10 protein-coding genes and 1 tRNA gene are annotated in these 11,036 nt (G+C 58.6%); 7 read left to right on the top strand and 4 right to left on the bottom strand.

All coding sequences use genetic code 11. The features are described from left to right. Positions 1–50 precede the first annotated feature (50 nt). On the top strand, positions 51–2,519 hold the full coding sequence (locus FHS83_RS14110; RefSeq protein WP_167083580.1) for a glycoside hydrolase family 9 protein: 2,469 nt from the start codon (positions 51–53) through the stop codon (positions 2,517–2,519). 140 nt (positions 2,520–2,659) lie between these two features. Then, positions 2,660–3,511, top strand: coding sequence for a class I SAM-dependent methyltransferase (locus tag FHS83_RS14115; protein ID WP_167083581.1), 852 nt, complete (start codon positions 2,660–2,662; stop codon positions 3,509–3,511). Between the two features lie 133 nt (positions 3,512–3,644). Here the strand turns inward: FHS83_RS14115 and FHS83_RS14120 are convergent, their stop codons facing one another. The 4 genes from FHS83_RS14120 to fliK form a co-directional block, all read right to left on the bottom strand. Further along, positions 3,645–4,121 (bottom strand): hypothetical protein, encoded by a 477-nt coding sequence (locus tag FHS83_RS14120; protein ID WP_167083582.1) that lies wholly within the window; start codon positions 4,119–4,121, stop codon positions 3,645–3,647. Between the two features lie 95 nt (positions 4,122–4,216). After that, the gene (locus FHS83_RS14125; protein ID WP_167083583.1) at positions 4,217–4,534 is read right to left on the bottom strand and encodes a ribonuclease E inhibitor RraB; all 318 of its coding nucleotides are present in this window, start codon (positions 4,532–4,534) and stop codon (positions 4,217–4,219) included. 455 nt (positions 4,535–4,989) lie between these two features. Further along, entirely contained in the window at positions 4,990–5,253 is a 264-nt protein-coding gene (locus FHS83_RS14130; RefSeq protein ID WP_167083584.1) for an EscU/YscU/HrcU family type III secretion system export apparatus switch protein, read from the bottom strand. Beyond that, positions 5,253–6,329: a flagellar hook-length control protein FliK gene (fliK, locus tag FHS83_RS19825; RefSeq protein WP_167083585.1), complete on the bottom strand. Its 1,077-nt coding sequence runs from the start codon at positions 6,327–6,329 to the stop codon at positions 5,253–5,255. The genes FHS83_RS14130 and fliK overlap by 1 nt, the downstream gene beginning before the upstream one ends. A gap of 181 nt (positions 6,330–6,510) precedes the next feature. Here fliK and FHS83_RS14140 point away from each other — a divergent pair, with 181 nt between their 5' ends. The 5 genes from FHS83_RS14140 to FHS83_RS14160 all read left to right on the top strand — a co-directional run bounded on the left by FHS83_RS14140 (position 6,511) and on the right by FHS83_RS14160 (position 11,035). Then, the gene (locus FHS83_RS14140; RefSeq protein WP_167083586.1) at positions 6,511–7,038 is read left to right on the top strand and encodes an EF-hand domain-containing protein; all 528 of its coding nucleotides are present in this window, start codon (positions 6,511–6,513) and stop codon (positions 7,036–7,038) included. Between the two features lie 162 nt (positions 7,039–7,200). Beyond that, positions 7,201–7,277, top strand: a tRNA-Asp gene (locus FHS83_RS14145). A gap of 357 nt (positions 7,278–7,634) precedes the next feature. After that, the gene (locus FHS83_RS14150) at positions 7,635–9,227 is read left to right on the top strand and encodes a DUF5597 domain-containing protein (RefSeq protein WP_167083587.1); all 1,593 of its coding nucleotides are present in this window, start codon (positions 7,635–7,637) and stop codon (positions 9,225–9,227) included. Positions 9,228–9,566: 339 nt separating this feature from the next. Then, on the top strand, positions 9,567–10,382 hold the full coding sequence (locus tag FHS83_RS14155; RefSeq protein WP_167083588.1) for an urea amidolyase associated protein UAAP1: 816 nt from the start codon (positions 9,567–9,569) through the stop codon (positions 10,380–10,382). 11 nt (positions 10,383–10,393) lie between these two features. Next, the gene (locus FHS83_RS14160) at positions 10,394–11,035 is read left to right on the top strand and encodes an urea amidolyase associated protein UAAP2 (RefSeq protein WP_167083589.1); all 642 of its coding nucleotides are present in this window, start codon (positions 10,394–10,396) and stop codon (positions 11,033–11,035) included. The last annotated feature ends 1 nt before the right edge of the window (position 11,036 follow it).

Below are 11,036 nucleotides of genomic sequence, written 5' to 3' on the forward strand. Positions count from 1 at the left end.
GGCAGGCAAAATTGCGCGCTTAACTAGAGTCTTGCACAAGCGAGGCTCCCATGAAGCTGATCCGCTTTCTCGCCTTCGTCCTCTTCATCAGCCCCGCTGCGCTGGCGGCAGACAGTCTCGCAATCAACGGGGCGGGCTATTTTGAAAAGCCCGGCCTCAACGTCATGGTCTTCGATGATTTCTACCCCGAAGGCCATCAAGGCGGGGTGAGCATCATTCAGCAGGGCGTGCGCGTCGCGGCGCTGGGGGACCTTCGACTGGAACCTGCGCCAGGGCAGTGGTCGCCCATGCCCGCGATTGGCGCAAAGAAGATTGACCGCAAGACTGGAACCATCACCCAGTCGCTCTCTTACCCCGACCCCAAGCGCATTCACGCCACCGATAATCCGATCGTTTATCCCGACCTCGATTTTTCCTATCGCCTGCGTGTCACCGCGCTTTCCGGAGACAGTTTCAAGATCACTGTCGATCTCGACAAGCCGCTGCCGGAGGCGTGGATCGGCAAGGTCGGCTTCAATCTCGAACTCTTCCCCGGCGATCTTTTCGGCAAGCCCTATTTGATGGACGGCTTAGGCGGGATTTTTCCGCGCCAGCCCAATGGTCCCATCACCGGCAATAAAGAAGCCAAAATCGGTGCGCCGCTGGCGAGTGGCACCAGCTTCGTGGTCGCACCCGATGATGAGGCTCGCCGCCTGAAGGTGGAAAGCAAAACGGGGCCGCTTCAGCTCATCGATGGCCGCGTCACCTATAATAATGGCTGGTTTGTGCTGCGCAGCCTGATCGCGAAAGGCGCCAGCAAAGGCGCTATCGAATGGATCGTCACGCCGCACACCATTCCTGGCTGGAAATATCAGCCCGTCATCCAGGTCAGCCAAGTTGGCTACGCCAGCGCGCAGCAAAAACGCGCGGTGATCGAGCGTGACCCGCGCGATACCACGCCTGGGCCCGTAGTGCTCTATCGCTTGACCGAGAGCGGCAAGGAAGAGGTGCAGCGCGGCACAGCGGAGCAGTGGGGCAAGTTCCTGCGCTATGATTATGCCACCTATGACTTCTCCAAGGTGACCCAGCCGGGCATGTATGTTCTCAGCTATGGCAGAGTGCTCTCGCATCCCTTCCGCATCGGATCGGATGTTTATGACCGCGACGTGTGGCAGCCGACGCTGGAATATTTCCTCCCCGCTCAGATGTGCCACATGCTGGTGCGCGAGGGCTATCGCGTCTGGCATGGGCTCGATCACCAAGATGATGCGCTGATGGCACCGGTCAACCACATGCATTTCGATGGCTATGCGCAGGGGCCCTCTACCTTGACCAGCTTTAAACCCTGGCAGCATGTGCCGGGGCTGGATGAGGGCGGCTGGCATGATGCGGGCGACTACGATTTACGTGTCGAATCCCAGATGGGCACCGTCTGGGCGTTATCCAAAATGGTGACGGAGTTCGGCCTCACTTACGATGCCACCACGATCGACGAAACCGCCAAGCGCACCGAAATTCATGAGCCGGATGGCAAGAACGACGCCCAGCAACAGATCGTACACGGACTTTTAAGCGTGCTCGGCGGCTATCACGCGATGGGGCGGCTCTATCGCGGCATTCAGGATATTGATCTCGAGCAATATACGCTGCTGGGGGACATCTCCACCAATACCGATGGGCTTGTTTACGACGCCGCGCTCAAGCCAGGCGAGCGTACCGCCACCACTTCGGGCAAAAAAGATGACCGTCTGGTCTTTACCGAAGATAATCCCGACCGGGAGGTCGAAATGGCGGCACAGCTTGCGGCCGCCTCTGTGGCGCTCAAGAACTTCGACGCCAAGATGTCGGCGGATGCGCTGGATGTTGCCAAGAAGCTCGATGGCACCAGCTTTGCCCGCGCCAAATGGCTTTCCCCGCGCGTCTTCATGCTGAGCGAACTTTATCTCGCCACCGGCGATAAGAGCTATCTCACGCGGCTCATCGCGCTCAAACCGGAGATCGTCGCGCATATTGGCCAGGCTTGGGCGTTGGGTGAGGTGATCAATCAGATTGATGATGCCGCCTTCAAAGCCGATGTCGCCAAGGCGGTGGCCGCTTATCAGAAAGACCTCGCCGCCAAGCTCGCCAAGGCCTCACCTTATGGCGTGCCGTTTGATTGGCGCATCTGGGGCGTGGGCTGGCAGGTGCAGGAAGAGGCCGTGCATCAATACTTCTTCCGCAAAGGCTGGCCCGAGCTGACCACGCCGGATTTCGAACTCAACGCGCTCAATTATGATCTCGGCGTGCATCCGGGCGAGAATACCGAATCCTTCGCTTCCGGTGTCGGCGCGCGTTCGGCCACGGTGGCGTATGGCACCAATCGCGCCGACTGGTCTTACATTCCAGGCGGCGTCGTCTCCGGCACCGCGCTGATCCGCCCCGATCTGCCCGAGCTGAAAGTCTGGCCCTTCTTCTGGCAGCAAAAGGAATATGTCATGGGCGGCGGCGAAACCGATTTCATGTTCCTCGCCCTTGATGCGCGGAAGATGTTCGGGAAATAGCCCACCACCTCTCTGTCACAGGTGTAGACAATGCATGGATTGTTGGCGTTGTAGGGCGGTGCAACTCATTGTTGTTGCTCAGGGGTACCCGCTGGCATGGAGATTGCTCTTTAGCCTGGGCGGCTTACTCGGAGCTTACCATGCACGGCAAACTCCCCTCTGACGAGACCGCGCAATTCCAACGTCTAGTCGCGTTCTTTTGCGCTCTGTTCTCCGGGCCTGATCCTTTGGCTTCGGCCGATTGCCGCGACTCTTTCAAAACCTATGTGCCCCATTATTATCGCGACTGGTTCGGACCGGGCGTGGAAGGTCTGACGGCGCGTCATCTCAAATGGTTTCGCCGCCTGTCGCCGGTATTCGATCTGCCGCGCGGTTCAAGTGTGCTCGATTTCGGTGGCGGCTACGGCATGGATTCCATTTTCCTGGCGTCGCTGGGCTACAAGGTGACGTTCTACGAAGTCAGCATTCATCACATCGGCGTCGCCAAGGCGCTGGTGGCGAAGTATGTGGAGGAATTCGGCCCCTTGGACATTACCTTCATGCACGCCCGCAAGGATCCTCTGCCGACCGGGCTGGATGCGGTCCTGCTCGATGAAGTTGCCCATCATATCGAGCCGGTGGAGGAGGTTTTTGAGACCGCCGCACGCATGCTGAGACCCGGTGGTTCGCTGTTCCTGCTCGAACCCAATTTCCTGAGTGCGCCGGTGCAACTCCACTTCTTCCGCGTGCGCGGCTTCAAGGTCGTTGGATTGCAATGGGACATCGAGACCGGCGAGGTGCGCCCGCTTGGCCGCGAACATATCCGCATGCTGTTCGATTGGGTTGCCCGCGCCCGCAAATTCGGCTTCCAGCGTCTCCACACCGATTATGTCGTGCCCTGGCTGATCCGCAGCGCGCGGCCGAGCTGGCCGCGTCGCATCGTGGAACATGTGCCGCTGCTCCGCGACATCGCCGCCACGCATGTGACGATCCATTTTGCAAAGAATGGATAAGCGCCGAGGCCGCCGCGGATCGGAAATGAAATGGCGACAAGCCTAAGCGAAAAGCATCGCACAGCCGGTCATCCCGCGCGAGTATTTACTCCGACCCCGTACCTTCGCGTACCTCTGCGGGCTACAGATGATTTCACTTGTGTCTAATGGTTTTATACCAACGCGGTATTCGCTCGATCCGTATATTCTCTGCATTTTCTAGCAAAAATCGTGGTCTGCCGGGGTTCTCATTATTATGAAACATACCCGTTATCATAGCATAGGCCACCCATTCCTGACTGTCGGCTCCAGAATCGAAAGTCATCTTTTGGTTCATTGCGGTTGCTTTATCGACCGCGGTCGACAACGCCCGCAAATTTTGTCCATTCCCATGGGGGGCATCATATATCCAAAGAAGTTTATATTGCTTGCATCGTATATCAACAAAACCTCTGTACTCACTTCCCGCCAGCTGCACCAAGCCTTCAAAGGCTACACGTCTCTCGTGAAACACCTCTGGCTTTGACAGGATATCGCACACACTTGTTTTTACCGTGTCTGCACTGGCCCCACTCAAAACTAAATTCAGAGCTCCAAGAATTACCCAGACGACCGCTGTTCCGGCGCGCATAACATGATGCTCCTCTAATATGGGGGGGCTGTCGGTCGGGGGGGATGGGAAGTACGGGGTCAGAGTAAATTCCTTTCGAAATGTGACTCACGCTTTCAATGAAGCACGCCCCATGAATCGCATACGCCCCCAAATTCGCTTAGTATGTCGGAAATTTTTTTTTGCACGCCCATGACAAATTCATAAGTCAGGACATGGCATAGGCTGATCAAAATATAAGGGGCGGAGGCATCCACGACTTTATCCAACTGTGCCTCAGGATAAAGCTGCCATATCTTGTCTATGGCTTGATCAGGCGGAGGCCAATTTTCAAATTCGACATTGAACTCGATTTTGTAGGATTTTGAAAAATCAAATTTGGCTGCATCCAATCGACGAAATACATCGCCGTCGAGGTCGGGCGGCCATGTCATGTTTCCTCACGTGTTTAATGGTTGCGTGGAGCATACGGTTATACCCTGGCCCAGCAAGTTCGAGATCAGGGTATATGCTCTGGTTGATCGATTTATGCAGGATTTCGCGCGCTCAAGCTATCTGCGTCCGCTTCTCACCCGCCATTCTGTCCGTACTCTGTCCACGCCATGAAATCTCGCCGCTTCCTCTTGGCGGCGGGGCGGGCGGTCCCCATCTATGGGAATCGTCTGAAGTGACCCTCAAAAAAGTTTTTTTGAAAATCGCACCGTACCAATGTCGTCTGAGGTCGCCTTAATGCGGGTTAACAGCAAGGCGTTTGTTCTTTGAAATCGCGAGGATAGAGGAAAAATTCGGGATTTGAATTCGCGTTTTTCACGTCACCCCTGGCCCGCCGCAATTGGAGGAGGGGGGAGGGGAAGGAAAATCCCAGCACAATTATATTGCTGAAACCGCTTCAGCGCAGATGCCCGGCGGTGCGCAGCAGGTAAGCGAGGACCTGCGCTACCGCTCTATAGAGCGCTTCGGGAATTTCCTGGTCGACTTCCAGGGTGGAGAGGGCTTCGGCCAGGGCAGGGTTCTCTTGCACCGGCACGCCGCTCTCTCGCGCCTTCTCGATGATGGCTTCGCCGACCGCGCCTTTGCCTGATGCCACCACGCGCGGGGCATGGGACTTTTCATATTTCAGCGCGACCGCGATGGTGTCTTTCTTTGCCGCCATCACACCGTGCTCTTACCATAAGCGCCCAGCGTCCCGCCGGCTGATCCGCCAGATGTGCCGTAGGCGGATGATTTAGCGGGGGCGGCGGAGACAAAGGCGATATCGGCCTCGAGATGGCTGCCGCTCAGCGCGTCGTTCAGCCAGCCAGCGCCTTGCTTAAGCTCAGTCAGCGCGTCGGGCCGGTCTGCGGCGATGGTGATCCAGGCGTGGTCGCCGGAAAGCGCGAGGTTGGCGCGCACCGGGCCTAAGGGTTCGATGGTCAATGCGAGGCCCACGCGCCATACCGGCTCGGGATGCTCGGCGCTGCGCCCGGAGCTGTCACGCTGGATGATGAGCTGCGCCACGGCGGGGCCTTGCGGCGTCATCAGCGGCAGATCGACGACATAGCGCGGGTCGGGTGTTCGTGTGCCACGGCTCTGCGGATCGGCATCTTCCGGCAGGCTCGCTAGCTGCAGCAGATTTTGGCGCGCCAAAGCGGCCTCGCTGCCGGTGATGAGAAGCTTGGCCGCATCCACGGGGCTGGAGCCTGCAGGCAGGCTTGGGCTTGCGGGGCCTTGCGCCACGGGGTGGCGGCCCGGCGGCGGCACGCTGGCGCCACCGCTCGGGATTTCGCTCTCACCACTTTGGGCCGCCCATTGCCGCGCAGCCTCAGCGAGTTTGCCGAGCGCGGATTTCTGATCCCTCGGCGCTTCACCTTGTTTGGCGAGGCCTGACTCAGTGAAGAGGCCCGATTGCGCCAGCGCCGTTTTGATATCGTCCGCAGACGGAGCTTTGTTGGTCGGCAAAGCAAGGCTGACGAGCTGCTGCACCGCGGCTTGCACCGGTGGCGGCAGCAGGCCCGCGCGCGCCGCCGCCAGGGCATTGGCCAGAAGCGGGGCCATGCCGTCCTGCTTAGCGATGCTGGTTTGGCGCGTGAGCGCGATGGCGCTTTGCAGGGCGGCGACGGGATCGGGCGGCGCGATGGGCGTGGCGATCTGGGGCAAGCCTTGGCTGGCAGATTGAGGCGCCTGCGCGACCTGACCGGTACCCGCGGGCGCGGGCGGCGTCGGCAACGACGGCGGAAAGGAAATAGTCACAGCGGCACCTGCAGGCTTGCGGCCCAAGGCTAGCCTTCCAAATCTTAATAACCCGATGCCGCTTGGCTAAGCGGTTCCCGCATTGGTGGCGGGTTTGTCTTGAAACCGCTCAATCTTGGGACAAGGCCCTTTTGGCCCCGCGCCGGCCTCGCTAGGGTGCGGTCCTCAAAAGGACCTTCCCATGCGGACCAAACTTCTCGGCGCGGCGGCGCTTTCTGTTCTCGCGCTGGTGCTCTCGGCCTGTGGCGGCGGCGGGGAGCGGATGCCGGTGCATGTGGGCGAGGAGTGGCACGGGCCGATTCTGATCCTGCGCCGCTATGCCGGGCCAGATGGCTATCTCACCCGCAAGCAATTGGAGGAGGGGCTGCGCAAGGATTTCGACGCTGCCGACCTCAACCATGATGGCGTGCTGCAGCCGGACGAGGCGCGGGTGGTAAATCAGGCGCGCTGGAAAGAGGATCAATCGGCGATTTCGCCGCTGCAGGATTGGAATGGCGATGGGGTGATTGACTTCAATGAGTTCGCCGCCACCGCCCGGGCTCTGTTCAACCAGGTGGACCGGGACGGTAATGGCGTCCTGACGCCGCAGGAGCTGCGAATCTCCGGCAAGGATGGGACGAAAACCGGCCCCGATGACGCTCCCCAAGACGGAAAACAGGGGGCTCCGGAGCGCGAACACCGCCGCGGCGGCCACGGAACAGCGGGATAATGCTGGGTAATTCGCGCTAAACGGGCCAATTTGCGCGGTATCAGCCGGTCTTTCCAAAAAAAATGGCGAGAGGGCAAAAAGAGCTAATCGCCTGCTTGACTTAGGAAAGCTGGCCCCCTACATCAGCGCTCCTTCGCGGGGACACCTCGCGAAACCGCCCGCGGGGGCGTAGCTCAGTTGGTTAGAGTGACGGCCTGTCACGCCGTAGGTCGCGGGTTCGAGCCCCGTCGCTCCCGCCATTAACTTCCAAGGGAAGTTAATGTTTTCAAAGGTGGTTCTGGAATTTTCCAGCCCCCCTCCACGTTCAGCACCGCGACCGCTGAACGCCAAATCCCTGGTCAGATATGCCCTCAACCCATCGCCGTTGCGGCGGGTGTCTTACTTTCGAAGACCTGCGCGGCGCATCAGCCCTCAGCGGTAAGGGCTTGAATGCCATTGCACAATAAATATGATAAATGCATGGCTGCCGCAGCGAAGAACGGCAGCGGCCTCGAGCGCGCAGGTACAGGGCCGTCTCCGGGGAGCCTAAAACAGGGAAGGGAAGAAAAGTGCCAGATTTTCATAATAAGCTGGAACGGAGTCGTCTTGTGCGTGGCATGCGGACGATCGTCTCCGCAGCGGCTTTGGGGGCTATGGTAGCAAGCGGTGCCGTCGCTGCGGAGGCGCCCCGGATTGTCCAAAAAGATGGCCGTCATGCGTTGTTGGTAGATGGAAAGCCCTTCCTGATGCTGGGCGGGCAAATTCACAACTCCAGCGCTTGGCCGGTCGAATTGGGACAGGTCTGGGAATCGGCCGCAGCCCTGCACGCCAATACGGTTGAAGCCCCTATTTATTGGGAGCAGTTCGAACCGCAGCAGGGGCATTTCGACACCACCAATATCGATGCGCTGATCAAAGGCGCGCGCGCCCATAACCTGCATTTGGTTCTTCTCTGGTTCGGAACCTGGAAGAACGGCAACATGCATTATGTGCCTTCCTGGGTGAAGGAGGATAGCAAGCGCTTCCCGCGCACAATCCGCCCCGATGGTGAGCCCCTTGATGTGCTTTCTCCGCTGGGGCGCAACACGCTCGCGGCCGATAAGGCTGCCTTTGTGGCCCTTATGAACCATCTCAAGAAAGTGGATGGCGACGAACACACCGTGCTGGTGGTTCAGGTGGAAAATGAATCGGGCAATATCGGCAGCGTGCGCGACAATTCACCTGAGGCCAATGCACTGTTTGCCAGTCAGGTTCCTGCTGATCTTCTCGCGGCGGCGCATAAGTCTGCAGGGACCTGGAAAGAGGTCTTCGGCAGCGAGGCGGATGAAACCTTCCAGGTTTATTATCAGGCTAAATACATCAATGAAATCGCGGCGGCCGGCAAAGCCGTGTTCAACATTCCCTATTCGATCAATGTCTGGGTGTCTTATCCGCCTAACGCGCTCGCGCAACGCGCCGTGGAGCAGCCGGGCATAGGCTATCCCAGCGGCGGAGCGGTTCAGAAAATGGTCGGCTTGTGGAAGGCTCTTGCGCCATCCATCGATGTTATCGGGCCGGACATCTATGGCGATGGGCGCGATTTTGTCGAAAACCTGCTACAGACTTATGCACGCCCGGACAATCCTCTGATGATCCCTGAAATTGGGCGCAGCGATAATTTCGCAAAGATCTTCTATAAGGCGCTTGGTCATGGCGCGATCGGCTTTGCACCCTTCGGTATCGACCGGACAGGCTGGAACATTCTGGGCGACGAAGCCTGGCCCGCACATGCGCGCAATTTCCGGCTTTTCGCCCCGATGAGCCGCGAAGTCGCCAAGCTGGAATTCGAAGGCAAGGTGAAGACCGCTGTCGAGGAACCCGGTAAGCCCACGCAGGAAATTGATTTCGGCGAGTGGCAGGCGACGGTCGCCTATGGCTATCCGCAACGGGATGGCGAGACCCCGCCAGGTACAAAAGACCATCATGGCGCGGCCTTCATCGCCCAGCTTGGACCGGACGAATTTCTGGTTACGGGCCTAGATGCCAGTGTGATCTTTCATTTGAAGGATAAGAAGCCTTGGATGCGCAGCCAGTTCGTCACGGTGGAGCAGGGTAGCTTTGAGAAAGGCGTCTGGAAGCCGGTGCGGCTTTGGAATGGCGACGAAACCGATCGCGGCCTTTGCTTCCACCAAGACGTCGAAGTCGTGCGCGTGAAAATGCAGAAATTCTAAAAACTTGCGCTGAGGGCGATGGTTTACGCCCTGTAGATCAACAGATACTCGATGGCCGAGTGCGAAAGCGCTCGGCCATTTTCTATTTAACACGCGTGCGTGCGCCGTTAACCGCCAGCCGATTTGCGTCAGAAGATATCTGCTTAGCGCAACTGAACTTTACAACCCTGGCAACGAAGGGGCGGGCAGGCTGAGCTAGCCTGAGCCTGACCCTCTGTTTGCGCAAGGGCGCCCGTCCCACGGGCGGCGTTCCCGATTTGGCGTTCAGGGTTCGTGCCGGGACGACCCGGTTTGCGCTCCTCACCGCCGGGACGGCCCGGCTCCATTTTGGAGATCGCCTTGGGCCAGAACGAACCAACGCCCGAAGAGTATCGCGCACGCTATTTTGCGTTGAAAGCGCAGGCTCAACTTGCCAATGCTTCGCGCCCCGCCGCCAAACGGCTCGAAAATCCTACTGTGCTGCCGCCCGAACTGATTGGGGTCGAGGAGATAATCCCGCCGGGCTGGTATTGGACCGGGCGTATCGCGCGCGGGCAATCGCTGCGCCTGATCAATGCGGAAGCCTCAGCGGGCGTCGCCGCGTTGTTCTGGAATGCGCATGACACCTCTGAGCGGCTCAATCCCGGCGATACGGTGAAGGTACAGTGGACGGCGCGGATATCTCGCGGGCATCTTCTACTGTCGGATATGGGCCGAGCGATCGCCTCCATAACTGAGGACACTTGCGGCTACGCAGATCTGATTGCCAACGGCACCACACGCAAGGCCTTAGAGCGCAAATACGGCGCTGATGTCTATCGCCGTAACAGCCATGACAATTTCATTCTGGCGGCTGCAAAGCACGGGCTGAGTGAGCGCGATGTTGGGCCCTGCATCAGTTTCTTTGCGCCGGTGGTGACCGACGAAGCGGGAAATTTCTTCTGGAATGCCGATGCGTTGAAGCCGGGCGCATATGTCGATCTGCGCGCAGAGATGGATCTCATCGTTGCTCTTTCCAATTGTCCGCATCTTTTGAGCGGCGGAGTGGAGGCAAAGCCGGTGCGCCTGCAAATCTGGAATTCGCCCCCCGCGCAGTTGGACGACTTCAACCGCACTGCCACTGAGGAAACGGTGCGCGCCTTCGAAAACACAGATGCCTATCTCGCTGGATATTGAGGAGACAGAAGATGACTCTTTCCACCTCCACTCTTGATCCGGCCAAGGCTGTTTACGACCAGTCGGTTCCGGCGCGCGCGCCGTGGTCGCATCTGATTAAAAAAGGGCAAATACTGCGCATTGTCGATGCTAAAGGCCAACAAGCGGTGGACACGTTGTTTTATAGCGCCGAAAAGCCGGAAGAGCGCTACAGCGCCCAGGACACGCTGGCCGAACAGGGCTCTGCGTATGTCACCACCGGCACGCGGCTGATTTCCAATGCCGGAAATCTCATGGCAACGGTCATCGCTGATACGAGTGGTGATCACGATACATCGGCAGGGGCGTGCAGTTGCGAAGCCAACACGGTTCGTTTCGGGCATCAGACCAAATACATGCATGCATGCCGGGAGAATTTCGTGGTCGCACTCGCCGGCCATGCCATGAGCAAGCGCGATATCGTCTCCAACATCAACTTCTTCATGAATGTTCCAGTGCTTCCCAATGGCGAACTCGCGATTGTGGATGGCATGTCTAAGCTAGGCGACTATGTTGAAATCCGGGCCGAGATGGATGTGATCTGCGCCATTTCCAACTGTCCGCAGGTGAACAATCCTTGTAATGGCTTCAACCCCACTCCAATCCAAATATTAATCTGGGATGGCCCTGCCTGAA

Source organism: Rhizomicrobium palustre (assembly GCF_011761565.1).
Classification (GTDB): domain Bacteria; phylum Pseudomonadota; class Alphaproteobacteria; order Micropepsales; family Micropepsaceae; genus Rhizomicrobium; species Rhizomicrobium palustre.

Coding starts and splice junctions, on each gene's coding strand:
- FHS83_RS14110 (WP_167083580.1), top strand. CDS start 51: ATGAAGCTGATCCGCTTTCTCGCCTTCGTCCTCTTCATCAGCCCCGCT.
- FHS83_RS14115 (WP_167083581.1), top strand. CDS start 2,660: ATGCACGGCAAACTCCCCTCTGACGAGACCGCGCAATTCCAACGTCTA.
- FHS83_RS14120 (WP_167083582.1), bottom strand. CDS start 4,121: ATGCGCGCCGGAACAGCGGTCGTCTGGGTAATTCTTGGAGCTCTGAAT.
- FHS83_RS14125 (WP_167083583.1), bottom strand. CDS start 4,534: ATGACATGGCCGCCCGACCTCGACGGCGATGTATTTCGTCGATTGGAT.
- FHS83_RS14130 (WP_167083584.1), bottom strand. CDS start 5,253: ATGGCGGCAAAGAAAGACACCATCGCGGTCGCGCTGAAATATGAAAAG.
- FHS83_RS14140 (WP_167083586.1), top strand. CDS start 6,511: ATGCGGACCAAACTTCTCGGCGCGGCGGCGCTTTCTGTTCTCGCGCTG.
- FHS83_RS14150 (WP_167083587.1), top strand. CDS start 7,635: ATGCGGACGATCGTCTCCGCAGCGGCTTTGGGGGCTATGGTAGCAAGC.
- FHS83_RS14160 (WP_167083589.1), top strand. CDS start 10,394: ATGACTCTTTCCACCTCCACTCTTGATCCGGCCAAGGCTGTTTACGAC.